The sequence below is a fragment of the Alkalibaculum bacchi genome (assembly GCF_003317055.1).
In the GTDB taxonomy this organism is placed as follows: domain Bacteria; phylum Bacillota; class Clostridia; order Eubacteriales; family Alkalibacteraceae; genus Alkalibaculum; species Alkalibaculum bacchi.
Map to the genome: position 1 here is coordinate 14,943 of NZ_QNRX01000025.1, position 22,537 is coordinate 37,479.

A 22,537-nucleotide genomic window follows, 5' to 3' on the forward strand; every position below is an offset into this window, starting at 1 on the left:
ATGAAGAAGATATTAATCACTGGTAAGAACAGTTACATAGGTACATCTCTAAAGAATTGGCTTTTGAGAGAGCCTGATAAATATTATGTAGATACAGTTAGTGCAAGGGATGATGAATGGAAAATGAAAGATTTCTCTCAATTTAATGCTGTATTTCATGTGGCAGGGATAGCTCATGTATCATCAGATCCGAAGATGGAAGATTTGTATTATAAAGTAAATAGAGATTTAACAATTGAAGTTGCTAAGAAGGCTAAAGCAGAAGGCGTAAAGCAGTTCATTTTTATGAGCAGTATTATTGTTTATGGTGATGGCAGTAGCCATAAAAGAATTATAGATAGAAATACAGTTCCAACACCGAGTAATTTTTATGGAAATAGTAAGCTACAGGCAGAGGAAGGTATTCGAGGTCTTGAGAGTGATGATTTTAAGATAGTTATTCTTAGACCACCAATGATATATGGGAAAGGTTCTAAAGGGAATTATCCAAGGCTTGCAAACATGGCTAAGAAGATACCGGTATTTCCTGATATTGATAATGAGCGCAGTATGCTTCATATAGATAATCTTTGTGAGTTTATTAAAGTAATGATTGATAATGAAGAAAGTGGATTGTTCTATCCACAAAATCAAGAATATGTAAAGACGAGTGAAATGGTTAAATTGATCGCAGAAGTACATGGGAAAAAGATATGGATGACTAAGATATTCAATCCAGTACTGAGATTGATGTTTGGTATTGGTGTAGTTAATAAGGTATTTGGCAATTTGGTTTATGAGCAGTCCATAAGTGACTATGATAAGGCAAATTACAGAATAAGAACAATTAGAGAATCTATTGAGTTAACGGAGGTTGTTAGGTGAGATGAATAATACAAAATATAGTGTTTTGATGTCAATATACCATAAAGAAAAGCCAGATTTTTTTATTGAGAGCATTGAAAGTATGCTTAGGCAAACAATTAAGCCTGATGAAATTGTAATTGTTAAGGATGGCCCAATAACTCCAGAACTTGAAAAAATAATTGATATATATATACAACAGGAACCTGGACTTTTTACAATAGTTCCTTTAAAGAAAAATCTTGGACTAGGGTTAGCATTAAATGAGGGGCTTAAACAATGTAAAAATGAGTTAGTAGCTAGAATGGATACAGATGATATTTCATTAGAAAACAGATGCGAACTACAACTTAAAGAGTTTGAAAACAATTCAGGGCTATGCATAGTTGGAACATGGACAAATGAGTTTTACGATGAACCTTCAAATATTGTTACATCCAGGATTGTTCCAGAAAAACATGAAGATATAATGAGATTTTCAAGAAGAAGAAGCCCGTTTAATCACCCAACAGTCATGTACAAAAAATCAGCTGTATTAGATTGTGGTGGATATCAAGATGTGTTGAGAAAAGAAGATATTGATTTATTTATAAGAATGCTACATAATGGTTGTCTTTCAATGAATATTCCAAAGCCATTGTTACTATTTAGATCAAATGAAGATAACTACAAAAGAAGAAAAACATGGGTAAATTGTAGGAGTTATATTTCTGTTATCTACAAATTTTGGAAGAAGGGGTATTCAAGTACAACGGATTTAGTCGTAGTTGTTATTGGGCAGGTGGTGATGTTTTTATCTCCAGTTTGGTTGTTGAAAATTCTGTCCGATAATATCTTGAGAAGAAAGAAATAATATTATGGATTTTTCTGAATAAATAATCTAAATGAATAGAATTAGAGGTAATGTGGGGGAAGGAAAAATGATAAGTGTTGTAATACCAACTCATAATAGAGTTAATCTATTAGGAAGAGCAATAAAAAGTGCTCAAGAACAAACGATAAAAGATATTGAAATTATAGTAGTATCTGATGGTTCAACTGATGGAACCGATGACTATATGAAAAAAAACTTTAATAATGACCATAGAATTAAATATATCTCTTATAATCCATCTAGAAATGGTAATTATGCAAGAAACAAAGGTATTGAAGCGTCTATAGGAGATTATGTAGCCTTTCTTGATGATGATGATATTTGGGAAAAAGATAAATTGGAAAAACAATTAAATGTAATCAAGGCAGACAATAGAATTGGACTTGTATACACTGGATTAACTTCAATATATGTGAATGAAGGATATTCATACGTTGTTAAGCCAGAATTGGAAGGCGATATATCTAAAGATATATTGATGAAAAATTACATAGGGACAACTTCTACAGTAATGGTAAAAAAAGAAATCTTTGCTAAAAGTGGTATGTTTGATGAGAATTTAATGGCTCTGCAAGACTATGATTTATGGATAAGAATATGTCAATATACAAAAGTAGGAATTGTTAAAGATTCTTGTATTAAATATTACAATTATACAAATAAAATGCAGATATCCAAAAGAACAGAAAAATATGAAGAAACCTATTATTATCTTAAAAAAAAATATGCTGAATTATTCGAAAGATTGTCATCATATGAAAGAAATATTCAACAGAAGAATTATTTTCTTGCGATTGCAAACTTAGCAATGAGGAATGGTTCAAGAAGAATTGCAACGAAATATTCTTCTAAGGCTTTAAAATCTAAACTTACATTAAAAGGGGTTGCTTTTTTATTTCTATCTATAATTGGAAATTATAAGTATGCTTTAATGCTGCGTAAAAAGTTTAATGTTTAAATTATCCCAAAAAATTTTAACAAAAGGGTGTAAGTGACTATTTCGAGAGATTCAAAATTAAATAATAGATTGGTTATCGTAGCATCAAACCTATAAATTGGAGGTATAAATTGGATACAATTACAGATATATTATTACAAATTGAAGAGGAGCATGATTTATTATCCAGGAAAATCAATGATTTTTACTATTGGGGGTATATTAGGTTTTCTATCGATTCTCTAAGCCGTGACTTTAAACAGAATAATAATGTTATGGAATTTATGAGATTGAAGGACTATTTAGGTATCTTTTTAAACTGTACAATTTATAATCCGCTGTTATTAAAGAAAAATAGAAAAAGTATTATTATAATAAATCATCAAAGAAGAGTAAAAAATGGTAGTTACTATGAATGTATTTATACTGATAAACTAGCTGAGATTCTTGAGAAAGATGTATATATTATGGAGTTCCTTAATAAAGGAACCCATTTAAAACCAACTCAAACAAAAAATTTATTATACATGGATTTTGTTAATGTATTTGCTGTAATTCAAAAGCACCTTAATAAAGGTGGAAATAAGAAAATAATGGATCAAATAACAAAAGAGGTAGATTTCTTATATAAAATACTATCTTCTAAATTAGATATAAATATCAATCAAAGTGAATTGCAAAATTTAATCGCTCGGGAATATTATAGATATCATTATAGAAAAAAATGGCTAAATATGATACTAAAAAAGTTGCAACCTAAATTGATTATCGAGGTTGTAAGTTATGAGATCAATAGGATGATAGTTAATGAGATAGCATATAGCAAAAATATACCGGTTATTGAGCTTCAGCACGGAATAATTGGAAAAGAGCATATATCATATAATTTTAGTATGAAACAGAAATTACCTTTTTTTCCTACGGACATTTTTGTTTTTTCTGATTTTTGGAAAAATACAGCACGATGGCCAATAGAAAATGAAAGTGTTCACGTGACTGGATTTCCATATATAGAAAATCAAATTGAAAAATACGGTTGTACTTCAAAGAACAAAAACACACTGAATATTTTAATTATTTCACAGCCTTTATATGGGAAAGTGTTAAGTGAGCTAGCAATATCTTTATATAAAGAGTTGTCAAGATATAATACTGAATTTAAAATAATTTACAAACTTCATCCTGAAGAATACATGAATTGGGAAATAGCCTATAAAGAACTGAGTGTAAATAGAGAAAAAATTGAAGTGGTTTGTAGAAATGAACATTCAATATATCATTATTTTAATATATGTAATATTCAAGTCGGGGCCATTTCAACAGCATTATTCGAGGGTATAGCTTTTAACTTAAAGACCTATATTTTAAAAACGAGAGAATCCGAAATATATATGCAAGATCTAGTAAAAAGTAATTTAGCTTTATTGATTTCAAATGCAAATCAGATGATTGAGGATTTATTGCAATTGAAAAACAAGGCAGATATAGATGTTGATATTAATTATTTTTGGGAAAAGGATGCACTAACAAATGTATTATTAGAGATAGATAATATATTAAAAAAATATTCGTAAATATGAAAATATTATAAGTAAAAGGGTTGAGAAGCATGGGCGAGATAAAAACATACAAATTAAAATATAGTAAGGAATCAACAAGGAGTATAGGAATGACAATTTTCATTATATTATTCACATATATAGATTTTTCTATGAAGTTTTTTCCTGCTATGAATAATAGGCTAATTCTAGGGCTATGCTTATCAATGGCTATACTCGCTGCTTTAGTGCCTTCAGCAAAAAATAATATTAGCCGGGAACATTCTAGATTTATTCTGTTTTATTTTATGTTTATATTTATTATGGGACTAATTTCAATATTGTATACTAAGAATTTTTCAATGTTTAGAATTTTTTATATAACCCAAGGGTTTTTTATCACTTTTGCTTTATTAAAAAACAAGCTTAATTATAAATTAATAAAATATTCTACATATGCGATTATTATATTATTCTTGTATTTTATTGTTTCAGGTATAAATGCAAATAATGTATTTAATATTGGCTCAAGAAATGGGTTAACATTTCATAGTCTATTTATGTTAATTCTATACTATATTTCAATCGTGCAAAATAACAAAAAGGTTGATATTATTCCATCATTTATAGGGTTGTTGATTTCTCTATGGGCTACAGGGCGATCAGGGGCTTTAGCCTTTTCGTTCCTTTTTATTGTTGTTATTTTAGAATATATAAAATCTGATCAAAGAAAAAAAATCAAGATGTATAGTAAAATAGTATTTATTATTTTAATTATTTTATTATTGTTGTATTTATTGTTGAATAATAATACAATGAGAACACTTTTTATAGAACCTCTTATGAAGAGGTTTGAAAATGAGGGCTTTGAAAGTCCTAGAAGTATGATGATAACGGGCTATATAGACGAGGCAAAATCTAATCTACTAAGTTTTTTATTTGGCGCAAAGTATATTAATATACCAATTATACATTATTTTAATAATAATCCGCATAACTCATTTATAAATATGCATGCCCAGTTTGGAATGATAGTATGGTTATTAAATTTGTTTTTGATTGTTAAAACTCAATTAAATTTTATTTTGACTAACAGGTATTTTTACTTTGGGTTATTTTTGGTGATTTTAATGAGGATTTTTACTGATGATTTAGCATTCACAGAACTATTTGATGGTATTATTTACTATTTTATTTTTATAGGTTTTTTTCAATTAGACAAGACTAATACTAGTAAATCAGGAGGACAATAGACTTTGATAAGATTTATTAAAAACTCTTCATTATATCTTTTAACTACTATTATACTTAATGCATCTTCATTTTTGCTTTTACCATATTATACACGACTGATATCGCCAGATGAGTTTGGAAATATATATTTAATGCAGACAATATCAACCATATTAGGTATGATTGCGTCAATTCAAATCCAAACTTCAATAACTAGATACTATTATGATTATAAAGAAAATACTCAAAAATTAAAAAATATGTACTCATCAATTATCTGTTATACTTTTCTTCAATCAACGATTATATACGGATTTGTTTTTTATATGAATTCAAAAATATTTTGGTTTTTAGAGATAGAGTTTTTCCCATATATGGCTTTTTTTCTAATATCAAGTTACCTGCTAATATTCTATAACTTAGTATTATCTTTACTTTACGTTGAGGAAAAGGCAAGAGTAATTTCAATAATATCAATATTAGCTGGTATTATATCAATTATTTTAACTATTATTCTTGTCAATAAATTCGATGATAAAATTTATGGATTTGCTTTATCTAAACTATTGAGTGCAATATTTTACTTTATATTGTTCATTTATTTCTCTAAAGACTATTTTACTATAAAGTTTAGAATGACTGACATAAAAGAATATATCACATTTTCGTTGCAGAGATTACCAACTGGATTTTCTTCTTGGTTAGTAACATTTGCTGATCGTTTTATGGTTTATGGATATATTGGAGCCTATGAAAATGGTTTATATTCAACAGGATATAAAATGGGACAAATTCCGGATTTAATTTATAATGCCATTAATCAAGCATATGTACCATATGTTTTTAATAATTATACAAACCAGAATGATAAGAATAATACTAAATTAATTGAGATTGCGAATTATATGTTTACACTATTTATTTTTGTGATATTTATTTTAATTGTTTTTTCAAAAGAATTAATTTTCATCTTAGATCGAAGGTATAAGGATTCATTGGGAATAATGATTATAATTTTAATGGCATATGGGTTAAATGGAATTAAACTGATATTTCATTGTCCAATGGATTATGTTAAGAAATATGGAAAGATTAAGTCAATAATTTGGATGTCTTCAGCAGTAATAAATGTAATTTTAAATGCAATACTAATTCCTAAGTTTGGAGTGTATGGTGCAGCTATAGCAACACTTATCTCATATATAGTAACAATAATACCAACAATATATTTTTCTAATAAAGCAATATACATAAAGTATGATTATGTTAAAATGTTCAAAGTAACTATGATATCCATAATTTATTCCTTTTTATTTTTATTTGATATATCAATTTTGAATCTGATAATGAAAATAATGGTTACTATTTTTTATATGTTAGTTTTAATAAAAGTAAATGATATCAAGATTTGTGATGTAAAAAATACAATAATTCAAATGAAGAGGTGATGATATGGCAAAAGTTATAATTGGAAATAATAGAATGAAGGTAAATGAACTAAAGAATCATTTTAATCAGTATGGATTTAATGATTTTACTGAATATAATAGAGATAATATATTAGCGTTATTTTATAAAAAGCTTAATACCATCGATTATTGTAATTATTATGAAGAAAATAATGATTTTATATGTACAGTTGGCACTATTATTTATAGACAGGCTACAGGAATTAGTGCTCTTAAACAGATTTTAAGAGATTTTAGTACATATAATATTGAGAATATTAGAAATGTGTCGATAGGAAATTATGCAGTAATCATTAAGAAAGGATTAGATATATATATCTTTGTAGATAAAAATTCTATTTATAATTTATATTATTACAATGATAATAATGAATGGCTAGTTAGTAATACATATTACCATTTAGGAAAAGTAAGAAGTACTAATAAGTTTAATTATCTTGATATATTAGAATATTCATTTAACAATGCTATAATAGGTAATAAAACTCCTATAGAAGGAATTTATAAATTACTTGGGAATGAGTACTTTCATATAGATCTAAATTTAAATAAAATGCAAACAAAAAAGTTAGATTGTAATAATTCGTTATGCAAAACCAGTTCCTTTGATTTGTTTTTATCAGACCTAAAAAATATAATTCATGTAATTTCTAAAAATTATTCCAATATAACCATTAGTTCTACTGGAGGCTTAGATTCAAGGCTATTTACTGCATTATTTTTAAGTAATAATGTAAAGCCACAATTAGTGTATGGTATTGGAAACTCAAAATTAACTAATACAAAAGTGCGAGATTTAGAGATTAATAAAATGTATTCAGAGTGTTACGATTTAAAGCTCAGTCTGATGAATTGGGAAACTAAAGTTCCTTTTAACATAGATTGGGACTACTCTTTAGAGAAATTTGGCGAACTATTTATAGCTGATGCAGGAAATAAAAATATTTATGATAGTTTTGAGTGTATAGAGTTTGACTATATAACTTTTGGTTACTTTGGTGAATTGATGAGGAATATTGAATGGATTGATATGATAAGCTCAGAATATTTTACCTTACAGCAATTTGTTGAAATGTATATAAATAAAAATATACCTGTAAACGAAGATACAAAAAGGAATATTTATGATTATATCTATTCAAAATTTGCGGCGATTTGTCAAGCTGAAGAAATTGATATAAACATGATTCACAAAGATAAATTTAGTTTAATTCATTACCATTATAGAAGAAATGCGGATACAGTGATGTGTAATCTTATGAACATATATGGGCATTCATCAATAGTATTATCTGAGGATTCTTTATTACAATATATTCTAAATGTACCTTATAATAAAAAAATGAATTCGAAATTAATACTTAAAGTAATAAAATGCTTATACCCTGAAATACTTAAAATACCAATTTATTCTCATACTAAAGAATGGATTTATAATCCTAAAAAGGGAACTATCCAAAGAAAAGATATTAGTGGAAAAGTCCCTCCTAATATTAAAAGAATAATTTTAGAATCTCAGTATAAAAAATATTTTATCAAAATTAATAAAATGTTAAGCAAAAAACACAATGGAAATTTTAAAGAGGAAAACCTAAATAATTTAAAACAATTAGTAGTGAATGAATTATCAAAATATCATCATCAATTATACGATATAGACGGTTTTGAAGGTGATATTAGACATTTAGTTAGATATTTGGGAATAGAATATATGATTGAAAAATTGACAAGGAGAAGATAATATGAAAAGAATACTTATAACAGGCGCAGATGGTTTTATTGGAAGTCATTTAACAGAAGAACTAGTAAAACAGGGCCATAAAGTAAAGGCATTTGCATATTATAATTCTTTCAATTCTTGGGGATGGTTGGATTCATTACCAAAAGAAATAATGAAAGAAGTAGAAGTTTTTACAGGAGATGTGCGAGATCCAAACGGTGTAAGAGAAGCTATGAAGGGGATGGATGAAGTGTTTCATCTTGCAGCATTAATTGCAATACCATTTAGTTATCATTCACCAGATACTTATGTGGATACTAATATTAAAGGTACTTTAAACGTATTACAAGCAGCAAGAGATTTAGAAATATCAAGACTTTTGATTACATCCACATCGGAAGTATATGGAACAGCACAATACGTTCCTATAGATGAAAAGCATCCTTATCAAGGACAGTCTCCATATTCAGCAACAAAAATTGGAGCAGATAGGTTGGCAGAGTCCTTTTATAGAAGCTTTAACATGCCAATCACAATAGTAAGACCCTTTAATACATATGGTCCTCGTCAGTCAGCAAGAGCGGTTATTCCAACAATTATCACACAACTTCTAGCAGGGGAAGAAGAAATACAACTTGGTTCACTTACACCAACTAGAGACTTTAACTATGTTAAGGACACTGCAAATGGATTTATTGAAATTGCTAAATCAACCGCAACTATAGGTGAAGAAATCAATATTGCAACACAACAGGAAATATCAATTGGTCAATTGGCTGAAGAATTGATTGATCAGATTAATCCTAATGCTAAAATTATCTGTGATGAACAAAGACTTAGACCGGAAAAAAGTGAAGTTAATAGGTTGCTAGGTTCTAATGAGAAAATAAAGAGACTTACAAATTGGATTCCTAAGTATACTTTTGAACAAGGGATAGCGGAAACTATTGATTTCTTTAAAAATAACTTAGATAAATATAAAATAGATATTTACAATATCTAAATTTGGGGGGGATTATAATGAGATACTGTAAAAAATGTGTAATGCCGGATACGAGACCAGGAATAAAGTTTAACGATGAAGGAGTATGTTCAGCTTGTCAGTCTTATGAACATAGAAACGAAATTGATTGGGATGCACGATATAAAGAATTAGAAATGCTTTGTAATAAATATAGAGGTATGAACGGATCTTCATATGATTGTGCAATAGCTGTAAGCGGAGGTAAAGACAGTCATTATCAAGTTTATTTAATGAAGGAAGTCATGAAAATGAACCCCATCCTATTCAGTGTAGAAGATAATTTTGAAATGACAGAAGCTGGTAAACATAATATAAAAAATATATCAGAAGAATTTGGTTGTAATATAATCAGTTTGAAACCAGATCGCAAGGCACAGAAGAAACTAATGAGATATACATTTGAAAAATACGGTAAACCAACATGGTTCATTGACAGGTTAATATACACATTTCCTATGCATATGGCTATTAAATTCAATACACCTCTTTTGGTTTATGGAGAAAATGTAAGTTTCGAGTATGGCGGTTCTGATTACGAAGAGACATATTCAGCAAGAAACCAATTAAATAATGGTGTGGCATCAGATATACCATTAGAAGAACTCTTAAAACTTGATGGCATAACAGAAAAAGTATTAGAAATGACAAAAGCTCCTTCTAAAGATGAGTTAAACAGATTAGATCCAATGTACGTTTCTTATTTTATTCCATGGAATAGTGTTACAAACTATCACCTAGCTAAGAAAAGAGGGTTTAAGGATTTAACGCACGAATGGGACAGGACCCATCATATAGAAGATTATGACCAAATAGATAGTCCTGCATATTTAGTTCATCCATGGTTGAAATATCCAAAGTTTGGTCATCAAATTGCAACTGACTATGCCTCAAGATTTATTAGGTATGGTGTATTGACAAGAGAAGAAGCTATTGAATTGGTTAAGAAACATGATCATAATCTAGACCCTAGAAGTGTTGAAGAGTTTACAAAGTTCTTAGGATATAGTCACTCAGAATTCTGGAATATTGTAGATAAACTATACAATAAAGATATTTTTGAGAAAAATATTTATAATGAATGGGTATTAAAGAATCCAGTCTGGAAAGACAAAAATTAGAGGGGATGAAAAAATGAATAAGTTTATACCACTTTCAGTTCCAAATTTAAGAGGCAATGAATTAGAATATATAACTCATGCAGTTAAAACAGAATGGGTATCTACAGGTGGTCCCTATGTAAATGAATTTGAAACTAAAGTTGCTGAATATGTACATTGTATGGGAGCAGTTTCATGCCAAAATGGAACTTCCGGATTGCATATAGCACTTCAAGTTTGTAATGTTATTAGAGATGATGAAGTTATAGTTCCTACATTAACATTTATCGCTGCAGTAAATCCAGTTAAATATATTGGTGCAGAACCAATTTTTATGGATTGTGATGATTCACTTACAATGGATGCACACAAGCTATTAGAATTCTGTCAAAATGAATGTAATTTTTATGACGGTAAACTGATCAACAATAAAACAAATAAACATATCAAAGCTTTAGTAGTTGTCCATGTCTTTGGAAATATGGCTGATATGGAAAAAATTATGGACATTGCGAGCCAATATAATCTTAAGGTAATTGAAGACGCAACTGAGGCTATTGGAACCTACTATACTGAAGGAAAGTATAAAGGTAAATATGCTGGAACTATAGGGACAGTAGGAGTATATTCTTTTAACGGAAATAAGATATTAACTACAGGCGGTGGTGGTATGATAGTCTCAGATAATGAAGAATTACTAAAAAGAGCAAAGCATCTAACCACACAAGCTAAAAGTGATGAACTTTACTATACTCATGATGAAATAGGTTATAATTATCGAATGACAAATCTTCAAGCTGCTTTAGGACTTGCACAATTAGAACAACTTGAAGATTTTATTGAGGTTAAAAAATATAATTATGATTTATATAAGAATGAAATTCATGAAATACCAGGATTAAGGATCTTAGATTTTCAGGATAGTATTCGTCCAAACTACTGGTTTTATGCTTTATATATAGAACCAGAATACGCATTAAATAGAGATCAAATAATTCAGTACTTAGCAACCAAACAAATCCAAGCAAGACCGATATGGGGGCTGATTAGCGATCAAATACCTTACGAAGAAAGTCAAACTTATAAGGTTGAAAAAGCGAGAAAGTATTTAGAGAAGGTTGTAAATATCCCATGCAGTTCTAACCTTACTATAGAAGATGCTAGATATGTTATAGATTGTTTAAAACATCCAGAGTTGATGTAAATCATCCATGAAATGAGGTGTATTAGAAATGGATGTCCTAGAGTTTTTAATAGATGAAGAAGCTACAATGATTGAAGCGATGGAACAGTTGGACAAGACATCTACAAAAATACTTTTTGTCACAAAAAAAGGTGACTTTGTGGCTGCTTTAACAGATGGGGATATCAGAAGATGGATTTTAAAAAAAGGAAATCTTGATGCCAGAGTTAAAAATATAGCAAATTATAATCCAAAATTTCTTTATGAGGATGAAAAAAACAAATCAAGAGAGTATATGAAGAAACATTCCATTGAAGCATTACCAATTGTTGATGACAAAATGAATATACTGTCTGTTATTTTTTGGAATAATGGAGAAGTTGAGCAAAAGAGAAATTTAGAATTGCCTGTCGTTATTATGGCAGGTGGACTCGGTACTCGATTATACCCTTATACAAAAATACTTCCAAAACCATTGATTCCTATTGGAGAAATACCAATAGTTGAACATATCATTAATCGCTTTAATCAATACGGATGTAATCAATTTTATCTTGTAGTAAACCACAAGAAGAATATGATAAAAGCATATTTTAATGAAATAGAAAAAGGGTATAAAGTTAATTACGTTGATGAGGACAATCCTTTAGGAACTGGTGGAGGTCTTAGTCTTCTCAAAGGGAAAATTGATTCAACATTTATTTTATCTAACTGTGATATTTTAATTGAAGAAGATTATGAAAAGATATATAACTATCATAAGAAGGAAAAGAAATTGATTACAATGGTTTGCTCTTTAAAGAGTATAAAAATTCCATATGGGGTTATAGAAATTAGTGAAACAGGCGAAATAGAAAACATGAAGGAAAAACCTGAATTATCGTTTTTTACAAATACAGGTATGTATATTGTTGAACCAAAAGTAATAGAGGAACTTGAGGAGAATAAGGCAATTGGCTTCCCGGATATTATTGAATATTACAAGTCTCAAGGAGAGAAAATTGGAATCTATCCTATAAGTGAATACAGCTGGATGGATATGGGAGAGATCAATGAAATGGAAGAAATGCGAAGAAGGTTAGAGAGATGAGTAAAAAAATACTTTTAGTTGGTGGCGGAGGTCATTGTAAATCAGTATTAGATAGTCTTCTTGAACTAAATAAATATTTAGATGTAGGTATTATTGATAAGAAAAATAGCATTGGGAGTTCAGTTTTAGGAGTGCCTGTGATAGGTTGTGACGATGACTTACCGGCTTTATTCAATAATGGCTATAAATATGCCTTTGTCACAGTGGGTAGCATAGGCAGTCCATCTCTTCGCGTTAAGCTTTATAATATACTTAGTGAAATCGGCTATGAGATCCCATCCATCATTGATTCTTCTGCTAAAGTCAGTAAGTATGCAAAGATTGAACAAGGCATTTTTATTGGCAAACAGAGCCTAGTTAATGCTGGTAGTCTTATTAAAAAAGGAGCCATAATTAATTCTGGCACAATTATTGAACATGACTGTCAAATTGGTGCATTTGCTCATATAGCGCCAGGAGCTGTTTTAGGAGGAGGAGTCTTAATAGGAGAAAATTCTCATATTGGCTCTAATGTTACGATAAAGCAGCAAGTTAACATCGGAGCTAATTCGATTATTGGTATGGGAAGTGTAGTCCTCGGAGATATTGAAGATGGTATAATGGCCTATGGTAATCCGTGCAGGGAGGTGAAGAAACTTTGAGTGTATTCATAATTGCAGAAGCTGGAGTAAATCATAACGGGAGTTTAGACTTAGCAAAAAAATTAGTAAATGAAGCTAAAGATGCAGGCGCTGACTGTGTTAAATTTCAGACCTTCATCTCAAAAAATATAGTATCAAAGAATGCAGTGAAAGCGGAATATCAAAAGCAACAAACACAAGCAGAAGAGACTCAATATGACATGCTTAAAAAACTTGAACTTTCTTTTGATGAATTTGTGGAATTGAATGAATATTGCAAAAGCAAGGATATTGAGTTTATGTCTACTGCTTTTGATTTTGATAGCATTGATTTGTTACATAGATTAGGAATGGGTACATGGAAGATACCATCAGGCGATATCACAAATCTTCCTTATCTGATAAAGATTGCTAAACTTAATAAACCTGTGATACTTTCCACAGGTATGAGTACTATGGATGATATAAGAAATGCGATTAATGCGTTAAAAGATAATGGAGCTGGAGAATTGACAGTCCTTCATTGCACAACGGAGTACCCGACACCTTTTAATGATGTTAACTTGAAAGCAATGCTTACAATAAAAGATGAGTTTGGTTTGCGGGTTGGTTATTCTGATCATACCAAAGGAATAGAGGTTCCTATTGCAGCTGTTGCATTAGGTGCTACAGTTATAGAGAAACATTTTACCCTAGATAGAAATATGGAAGGACCTGATCATAAAGCTAGTTTAGAGCCTGATGAGCTTAAAGCTATGGTGGATTCCATAAGACACATAGAATCAGCACTAGGAGATGGAATGAAACAACCGGCTGAATCTGAGAAAAAGAATATGGATGTTGCACGTAAGAGTATCATCGCAATGAAAGGCATTAAGGCAGGTGAGGTTTTTACTGAAGAGAACCTTACGATAAAAAGACCTGGAGATGGCATAAGCCCTATGAGTTGGTTTGACGTAATAGGTAAAGTTGCTGCAAGAGATTTTGAAGAAGATGAGTTGATAGAATTATGAAGAAAATAATAAGTATACTAACAGCTACAAGGGCAGAATATGGTTTGTTAAAACCCATTATTTCTAAATTGAATACTATTAAAGAATTCGATGTAAGAATTGTGGCTACTGGAGCGCATCTTTCCCCAGAGTTTGGCTTAACATATCAAGAAATTGAAAAGGATGGTTTTAAAATTGATGAGAAAATAGAGATTCTATTGAGCTCGGACACACCTTCCTCAATTTCTAAATCAATGGGACTTGCAATGATTAGCTTTGCAGATTATTTTGAAAAACTAAGTCCAGATTTGTTGATTGTACTTGGCGATAGGTATGAAACACTGGCAGTAGCAACTACAGCAATGAATCAGCGAATACCAATAGCTCATCTATATGGCGGAGAAACAACTGAAGGAGCCATAGACGAGTCTATTCGCCATGCAATCACAAAACTAAGTTATCTACATTTTACAAGTACTGATGAATATCGAAATAGAGTTATACAATTAGGTGAACATCCGAGTAGAGTTCTTAATGTTGGGGCAATAGGTATTGAGAATATCCTAAATGAAATACTATTATCAAAAGAAGAACTTGGGAAAGAATTAAGAATTGACTTATCAAAACCTTATGCCGTAGTTACATTTCATCCAGTAACACTTGAAAATAACAGCTCTAAGAATCAAATTGAGTCGCTTCTTGAAGTCTGCAAGGATTATAATAACTTAAGTTTTATTTTCACTAAGTCGAATGCTGATGCTGAAGGACGTATTATTAATCAGTTAATTGATAAGTATGCTCAAGATAATGATAACATTTCAGCGTTTACTTCACTTGGTATGAGACGATATCTAAGTACACTCAAGTATTGCTCAATGGTTATTGGAAATTCCTCAAGTGGGTTGCTGGAGGCACCTAGCTTTGGTATTCCTACAATTAATATCGGAGACCGACAAAAAGGAAGAATACAAGCAGATAGTGTTATCAACTGTGAACCGACGAAAGTAGAAATTACTGAATCTATTAATTTAGCGCTGAGTGATGAATTTGTTCGGAAAGCAAAAAAAACAGTTAACCCGTATGGAAATGGAGACACGTCAAATAAGGTGGTTGAAGTAATAAAAGATTATCTTCTGAATGATAAAATTGACCTTAAGAAAAAGTTTTATGATTATGAGGTAGAATAAAATGAAAAACTTAGCAATTATTCCAGCACGATCAGGATCAAAAGGGCTTAAAGATAAGAATATAAAAATGTTAAATGAAAAGCCGTTATTAGCCTATTCAATTGAAGCAGCTAAAGAGTCAGGGTTATTTGATGAGATTATGGTATCTACAGATTCAGAGAAGTATGCAGAAGTTGCTAAACAATGGGGGGCAAAGGTTCCATTTTTGCGTTCACAAGAATTATCAAATGATACTGCATCCTCATGGGAAGTAGTTAAGGACGTTATTGAAAGATATAGGAGTTTAGGAATAGAATTTGACACAGTAGCCCTATTACAACCAACTTCGCCACTTAGATCTTCGGAAGATATTATTAATGGTTATGAAGTGATGAGGGAAAAGATAGCTAATTTTGTTGTTGCAGTTTGTGAAATGGATCATTCTCCATTATGGGCGAATACATTACCAGTTGACCTTTCTATGGGAAACTTCATAAGGCCTGAAGTTGTAACAATGCCTAGACAAAGTATCCCTACATATTATCGAATTAATGGAGCTTTGTATATTATTAAAGTAGATTATTTAATGAAAACTACAGATATTTATTCTGAAAAAAGTTATGCAATTATTATGAACAAAGAGAACTCTATTGATATAGATGATCAAATTGATTTTACTATAGCAGAAGTCTTAATAAAGAATTAAATCTTAATCATTATTCATGAAGAGGAGGTAACAGTGAAATGAAAATTACAGTAGCGGGAGCAGGTTATGTTGGATTATCAAATGCGATACTACTTGCTCAACATAATGAAGTCATTGCATTAGATGTAATCCAAGAAAAAGTAGATATGATTAACAATAAAAAGTCCCCTATTATTGATAAAGAGATTGAAGAGTATTTAGCAACTAAAGAATTAAATTTAACAGCAACTACTAATAACTATAAAGCGTATAAAGAAGCTGACTATGTTATTATTTCAACACCAACCAATTATGATCCAGAGAAAAACTATTTCAACACAAGAAATGTTGAAGCTGTCATAGCAAATGTATTATCTATTAATCCAGATGCGGTAATGGTTATTAAATCTACTGTACCAGTTGGGTATACAAAAAAAGTAAGAAAGATGTTTGAAACTGATAATATTATCTTCTCGCCTGAATTCTTAAGAGAAGGTAAAGCACTTTATGATAACTTATACCCATCAAGAATCGTGGTCGGAGAACAATCTGAGAGAGCAAAAGTATTTGCTAATTTATTAGCTGAAGGTGCAATCAAGAAAGATATACCGGTACTATTTACAGATACAACAGAAGCGGAGGCAATTAAACTATTTGCTAATACATATCTTGCATTAAGGGTGGCCTATTTTAATGAACTTGATTCATATGCAGAAGTACGAGGACTTAACACCAAACAAATCATTGAGGGAGTTGGTTTAGATCCAAGGATCGGAACTCATTATAATAACCCTTCATTTGGTTATGGGGGATACTGTTTGCCCAAGGATACAAAACAGCTTCTTGCAAATTATGCTGATGTACCTCAAAACATAATGACAGCAATTGTAGATTCTAATAGAACAAGAAAAGACCATATAGCAGATATGATTATCAAAAGAAGTCCTAAGATTGTTGGTATTTATAGATTAACAATGAAGACTGACTCAGACAACTTTAGACAGTCTGCTATTCAGGGTGTTATGAAGAGAATTAAGGCTAAAGGTATAGAAGTAGTAGTATATGAGCCAGCACTTGATGATGATAACTTTTATAATTCTAGAGTAATCAAGGATTTTGATGAGTTTAAGGAAATTAGTGATGTGATCGTGGCTAACAGATTGTCCAATGACATTAAAGATGTAGAGGACAAGGTATATACTAGAGATTTATATTGTAGGGATTAGATCATTTAGGAGGTGAAACAACCAATATGCCAATACTAATAACAGGAGGAGCAGGATACATTGGCTCACATACAGTCAAATATTTTCAAGAGCAAAACGAAGAAATAATAGTTGTAGATAACTTACAAAGTGGACATGAAGAATCAATTAATGTTAATCATCTTTATAATATCGATTTAAGAGATAAAGAGCAACTAGATAAAGTCTTTAAAGAGCATAATATCGAAGCGGTAATTCACTTTGCTGCCAACTCTTTAGTAGGAGAAAGCATGGAAAAGCCTTATGAGTACTATCATAATAATGTTTATGGAATGCTTTGTCTTCTTGATGTTATGAAAGAAAACAAAGTAAATAAGATTGTCTTTTCATCTACTGCTGCAACTTATGGTGAGCCTAAGAATATTCCAATACTAGAAAGCGATGAAACTAATCCTACCAATACGTATGGCGAGACCAAACTTGCCATGGAAAAAATGATGAAGTGGTTTGATCAAGCTTATGGAACCAAGTATGTGTCGCTTAGATATTTTAATGCTGCAGGAGCTTATGAGACTGGTAAAATAGGTGAAGATCATCATCCAGAAACACATCTTATTCCATTAATTTTACAAGTACCACTTGGTAAGCGAGATAAGATTTACATGTTTGGAGATAACTATCCGACTGAAGATGGGACATGTGTTAGAGACTACATACATGTCATGGACCTTGCTTCGGCTCACTATAAAGCACTTGAATATTTGAGAAAAGAAAATAATAGTGACATCTTTAATCTTGGAAACGGTAATGGGTACTCTGTTAAAGAAGTTATTGAAACCACAAGGAAAGTAACTGGACATCCAATTCCAGCAGAAGTTAAAGAGAGACGAGCTGGAGATCCAGCAGTTCTTATAGCATCATCTGAAAAAGCTAAGAGAGAAGGACTCACCAGGGACGGGACTTTCTGGGTCAAGTTTTTCAGGTCAAGCTTTTAAGTTTTGACCTCTTTTTTAGTTGGAAACATTACGCATAATAAATATTATGTGCAGTAATTGTTATGCAGTAGCCTAGTTATTTTATGAACCTCATGAATCGATTTGCAATGCAGTACAGCATAAATAAAATTTGATAAAAAAATTAACATCCATAAAATAATTGGGTATATTAATAGTAAGAAATAAAAGTTTTAGATTTTTTATACTTTCTATTATATACTAATAAAAGATAATATAGCTGAAAGAGGTGATATTATGGCTACAGTTTCATTTTCAAAGGATTTTGCTATAACAAAAAGAGAGACCGTTGACCGATTAGAAAAAGGTATTAAAGATGTTAAACCTTTAAATATAAACTCTAAAAATGCAGTTTCTGATATGAGAAGGAGAGAAGAAAAATTATTGAATATACTTCGCTCCAAAGCTTAATTGAATCAGAAATTGATGAGAGTTTATAGAGAGATTCGTTCTCTCTTTTTTGTTGTAGCAAAGATGATGATATTACCGATTTTATAAGAAATAAAGCTGTAGAATTTGAAAATCGTGATAGAAGTAGAACTTTTGTTTATTTTGATGAAAAACATCTTGAAGAAACAGAAGAACTTAAAGTGGTGGGTTTCTTTTCACTAGCCTTGAAAACCATAAGAATTCCAATAATAGATACTATGTCAAAAAATCTTAAACAGAAACTCGGAAAACTTGCAGATGATGATAATAATATCGTGGTGTATTTAATAGGACAACTTGGTAGGTCAACTGAATATGATAAAACAGTTATAAATGGTAAAAAGATGCTTCAAGATTGCTATGATTTAATAGGAAGTGCTAGAGACATTGTAGGTGGAAGGCTTATACTTATTGAATGTAAGCGTATTGATAAAGTGTGCCAATTCTATGAAGATGAAGGTTATATTGATATTACTGAAAATGGCTATGATTTGAAGCAATATGTAAGATTTATAAAATAGACCCACATACATAGCAGGTGACTCATAGGTTGACTCACACCAGGTGACTAGGTATTTGTGGAATAAAGCAAATTTTGATGTAAATATTTACGATACTTATATAATAAGAAGTTTTTTCAAAGAATTTAAAGGAGAAAGTACACTCATCAAGGATGAGACTTTCTGGGTCAAATTTTCAAACCTGATCCTCTTTTCATTTCCAGACATTGCGCACAATTTTTATTATATGTAATGTGAGTTATAAAATATAAAATATAGAATTTTATGGTTTTATACTTTTGTTTTGTGGTATATATTCACTGAGGTGAGTGTTGTGGCAAGAGCGGCGCGGAAGGAAAGTGAAACTGGGTATTATCATATTATGACTCGGGGGATTAACAAGGAGTATATTTTTAAGGATGCTTTTCAGAAGGATATGATTATAAGGATTTTTAATGAGAAATTGCAGCAAAAATCCGATGAAGAGCTGTTTCGAATTGTTGCTTATTGTATTATGAGCAATCATTTACATATGATTGTACATTGTGAGAAGAATGCTCTTATTACTATTATGAAGAAGGTTAATATTACTTATGCAATGTCCTATAATCGGAAACATAATCGCATTGGGGCTTTGTTTCAGGAACGGTATAAAAGTCAGGTGATATGTGACGAAAAGCATTTGTTTGGAGCGATTCGGTACGTTCACAATAATCCTGTAAAGGCTCGTATGGTTCAAGATGTAAGGGATTATAGCTGGAGTAGTATTGTGGAGTATATAGAGAATAAGCCCTATCTTATTGATCCTATAGAGAAAAAACTTGTGTTAGATCGGTTTCATTCGAATGATGATTTTTTGAAATTTCACACTTACGAAGATGACAGGGAACATCTTGAATTAAGCGAAGAGATTGAAGCAGAAAGAGAGTTTAAGGCACAAAGAATTGTAGAGGAGTATTTTTTGGAGAAGGGGATCTATGATAAGAGCCTTCTTAGGGACAAGGATGAGTTGATCCTGCGGTTACTGAAGGAGTCAAAGTTATCTAATAGAAAGATTGCAAGGCTTGTGGAGGTAAGTGCGAGTACGATTGCAAGGTTGCGTATTGCGCGCAGTTAATCTGTAGGGATCCTTCCCTCCGCTCTAGGATGACTGGGCAGGGTCTATGAAATATCTAATGCTAAGATGGACGGCTTTCTTGCTACTAATATAGCTCAGCTAAAAGATATGATTACAGATTTACTTTATAAGATTGAATATGATCAAGCATCAATAGGAGAAGAGATAAAAGATGCATTTAGGAAGTTGGATTTTTGAGAGTGGGGATTAATGCGATTATCATGTGTAATGTTATGGGGTGAGTTAAAATAGAAGCTAAAAAAGCAATTTTGGGTAAATAGGGGGCGTATTTCAACAATTAACGGAGACTCAGCAGGGATAGGACTTTCAGGGTCAGGCTTTAAATCTGATCCTCTTTTTTAATTCCAGACATTACGCATATTAAGCATTATGAAAATGTACAATTCTGACATATCGTAAGTGCTACACAACAGGGTACCTCGTTAATAATAAGTAGTTGGAAGATTGTTTGGTAATAGCTAGTTTACAAAGATTCTTCGCTGACGCTCAAGGGTGACGAGTGTATTTCATGCGCAATTAAGAATTTACAATTGAGAATTCAATAAAAAATAGAAAAGCATTGTAATCTATCGGTGAATATGTGATAGGATAATAAATAGTTGGTGGCTATTTCATATAATATAGTAACCACTACAGCTATATGCTAAAATATTAGGACGAAGTTGGTGGATAAAATAGTGATTAGATTATCCTATTTATATAAGAAATATTTGAAATTAGTTAAATATAGAGCAGCTAAGGTGGTTGATGATTGAACAGATGAAAAAAAGGATACTTCCTTGGGCTTTGGTAATATTCTGGATGGCTTTGATATTTTATCTATCACACCAACCAGCTGCAGAGTCTAATGGATTAAGTACAAATATAACAAGAAAAATAGCGGAAATCATTGAGAAGATTGCTCCCAACATTGGGTTTAATCTAGGAAGCCTTAATCATATTGTCAGGAAAAATGCACATTTCTTTGCGTATTTGGTTCTAGGAGCTTTAGTGGTAAATGGTGTAAAAAATAGTGGTGTATCCACACTTAAAGCTATCAGAGTAGCTTTATTTATATGTATATTGTATGCTATAAGTGATGAGGTCCATCAGTTATATATTCCAGGTAGAAGTGGTGAAGTAAAGGATGTAATTATTGATAGTGCAGGAGCTCTAGTAGGGATACTAGGGTTGAATAGCATTATTAAGAATTTAGAATTACGTATATTGTGAATTTCCATAGTCGGTGCGTAGGGATCCTTCGCTATGCTCTGGGATGGATGACTGTGGCAGGGGCTAGGGCGAGCTTTTGGGTCTTAAGATCCTTCGCTACGCTCCAGGATGACGGGGCAGGAGCTCGGGTTAGGCTCTAGGGTCATAGGATCCCTTCGCTGCGCTCAAGGAGCTCATCATCGAAAAGAAGCAAAAAAAGACATGATTAATATACCACGTGGTTAATGAATAATAAACAATTAATTAGTATGGGTCTCAGAGAAGGGACTTCTTGGGTCAGATTTTCAAACCTGATCCTCTCTTCATTTCCAGACATTGAGCATAATCTCTATTATATGTAATGTGAGTTATGGAATGTAAAATATAGAATTTTATGGTTTTGTACTTTTGTTTTGTGGTATATATTCACTGAGGTGAGTGTTGTGGCAAGAGCGGCGCGGAAGGAAAGTGAAACTGGGTATTATCATATTATGATGAGTATTGCATTCGAAACAGACCACAAGTGCATATATTTAGACCACCTAGTGCATTAAAACAGACCACTCAGTGCATTGCAGTAGACCAGAGCT

General features: G+C 31.1%; 22 protein-coding genes. All 22 read left to right on the top strand.

Annotated elements, in window-relative coordinates; translation table 11 throughout:
* The 22 genes from DES36_RS13615 (at position 1) to DES36_RS13710 (ending at position 21,968) form a co-directional block, all read left to right on the top strand.
* Positions 1-864, top strand: coding sequence for an NAD-dependent epimerase/dehydratase family protein (locus DES36_RS13615; protein WP_113921765.1), 864 nt, complete (start codon positions 1-3; stop codon positions 862-864).
* 1 nt (position 865) lies between these two features.
* A complete protein-coding gene (locus tag DES36_RS13620; RefSeq protein WP_113921766.1) occupies positions 866-1,696 on the top strand; it encodes a glycosyltransferase in 831 nt (276 codons plus the stop codon).
* Positions 1,697-1,727: 31 nt separating this feature from the next.
* Positions 1,728-2,675 carry a glycosyltransferase family 2 protein gene (locus DES36_RS13625; RefSeq protein ID WP_113921767.1) on the top strand — a complete coding sequence of 316 codons (948 nt, stop codon included), beginning with the start codon at positions 1,728-1,730 and terminating at the stop codon, positions 2,673-2,675.
* A gap of 110 nt (positions 2,676-2,785) precedes the next feature.
* Positions 2,786-4,228, top strand: a complete 1,443-nt coding sequence (locus DES36_RS13630) for a hypothetical protein (RefSeq protein ID WP_113921768.1) — start codon at positions 2,786-2,788, stop codon at positions 4,226-4,228.
* Positions 4,229-4,323: 95 nt separating this feature from the next.
* Positions 4,324-5,445 carry a hypothetical protein gene (locus tag DES36_RS13635; RefSeq protein WP_113921769.1) on the top strand — a complete coding sequence of 374 codons (1,122 nt, stop codon included), beginning with the start codon at positions 4,324-4,326 and terminating at the stop codon, positions 5,443-5,445.
* Between the two features lie 3 nt (positions 5,446-5,448).
* Positions 5,449-6,873, top strand: a complete 1,425-nt coding sequence (locus tag DES36_RS13640; protein ID WP_113921770.1) for an oligosaccharide flippase family protein — start codon at positions 5,449-5,451, stop codon at positions 6,871-6,873.
* A 4-nt stretch (positions 6,874-6,877) separates the two neighbouring features.
* Positions 6,878-8,635, top strand: a complete 1,758-nt coding sequence (locus DES36_RS13645; protein WP_113921771.1) for a hypothetical protein — start codon at positions 6,878-6,880, stop codon at positions 8,633-8,635.
* Position 8,636: 1 nt separating this feature from the next.
* Positions 8,637-9,617, top strand: coding sequence for an NAD-dependent 4,6-dehydratase LegB (locus DES36_RS13650; protein WP_113921772.1), 981 nt, complete (start codon positions 8,637-8,639; stop codon positions 9,615-9,617).
* A 17-nt stretch (positions 9,618-9,634) separates the two neighbouring features.
* Positions 9,635-10,756 (top strand): N-acetyl sugar amidotransferase, encoded by a 1,122-nt coding sequence (locus DES36_RS13655; protein WP_113921773.1) that lies wholly within the window; start codon positions 9,635-9,637, stop codon positions 10,754-10,756.
* A gap of 13 nt (positions 10,757-10,769) precedes the next feature.
* Positions 10,770-11,939 (top strand): LegC family aminotransferase, encoded by a 1,170-nt coding sequence (locus tag DES36_RS13660; protein ID WP_113921774.1) that lies wholly within the window; start codon positions 10,770-10,772, stop codon positions 11,937-11,939.
* 28 nt (positions 11,940-11,967) lie between these two features.
* Positions 11,968-13,008 (top strand): sugar phosphate nucleotidyltransferase, encoded by a 1,041-nt coding sequence (locus DES36_RS13665; protein WP_113921775.1) that lies wholly within the window; start codon positions 11,968-11,970, stop codon positions 13,006-13,008.
* Positions 13,005-13,649 carry an acetyltransferase gene (locus DES36_RS13670; RefSeq protein WP_113921776.1) on the top strand — a complete coding sequence of 215 codons (645 nt, stop codon included), beginning with the start codon at positions 13,005-13,007 and terminating at the stop codon, positions 13,647-13,649. The genes DES36_RS13665 and DES36_RS13670 overlap by 4 nt, the downstream gene beginning before the upstream one ends.
* Positions 13,646-14,641, top strand: coding sequence for an N-acetylneuraminate synthase (neuB, locus tag DES36_RS13675; protein WP_113921777.1), 996 nt, complete (start codon positions 13,646-13,648; stop codon positions 14,639-14,641). The genes DES36_RS13670 and neuB overlap by 4 nt, the downstream gene beginning before the upstream one ends.
* A complete protein-coding gene (gene neuC / locus DES36_RS13680; RefSeq protein ID WP_113921778.1) occupies positions 14,638-15,807 on the top strand; it encodes a UDP-N-acetylglucosamine 2-epimerase in 1,170 nt (389 codons plus the stop codon). The genes neuB and neuC overlap by 4 nt, the downstream gene beginning before the upstream one ends.
* A 1-nt stretch (position 15,808) precedes the next feature.
* Positions 15,809-16,492 (top strand): acylneuraminate cytidylyltransferase family protein, encoded by a 684-nt coding sequence (locus DES36_RS13685; protein WP_113921779.1) that lies wholly within the window; start codon positions 15,809-15,811, stop codon positions 16,490-16,492.
* Between the two features lie 38 nt (positions 16,493-16,530).
* Positions 16,531-17,697, top strand: coding sequence for a nucleotide sugar dehydrogenase (locus DES36_RS13690; protein WP_113921780.1), 1,167 nt, complete (start codon positions 16,531-16,533; stop codon positions 17,695-17,697).
* Positions 17,698-17,723: 26 nt separating this feature from the next.
* Entirely contained in the window at positions 17,724-18,671 is a 948-nt protein-coding gene (gene galE, locus DES36_RS13695; RefSeq protein ID WP_113921781.1) for a UDP-glucose 4-epimerase GalE, read from the top strand.
* A gap of 255 nt (positions 18,672-18,926) precedes the next feature.
* Positions 18,927-19,100: a hypothetical protein gene (locus tag DES36_RS14965; protein ID WP_170128331.1), complete on the top strand. Its 174-nt coding sequence runs from the start codon at positions 18,927-18,929 to the stop codon at positions 19,098-19,100.
* A gap of 203 nt (positions 19,101-19,303) precedes the next feature.
* On the top strand, positions 19,304-19,639 hold the full coding sequence (locus DES36_RS13700; RefSeq protein ID WP_148581889.1) for a hypothetical protein: 336 nt from the start codon (positions 19,304-19,306) through the stop codon (positions 19,637-19,639).
* Between the two features lie 313 nt (positions 19,640-19,952).
* On the top strand, positions 19,953-20,735 hold the full coding sequence (locus DES36_RS13705; protein ID WP_113921783.1) for an REP-associated tyrosine transposase: 783 nt from the start codon (positions 19,953-19,955) through the stop codon (positions 20,733-20,735).
* Positions 20,736-20,801: 66 nt separating this feature from the next.
* Entirely contained in the window at positions 20,802-20,933 is a 132-nt protein-coding gene (locus DES36_RS15340; RefSeq protein WP_278278707.1) for a hypothetical protein, read from the top strand.
* 582 nt (positions 20,934-21,515) lie between these two features.
* Entirely contained in the window at positions 21,516-21,968 is a 453-nt protein-coding gene (locus DES36_RS13710) for a VanZ family protein (RefSeq protein WP_243135297.1), read from the top strand.
* The last annotated feature ends 569 nt before the right edge of the window (positions 21,969-22,537 follow it).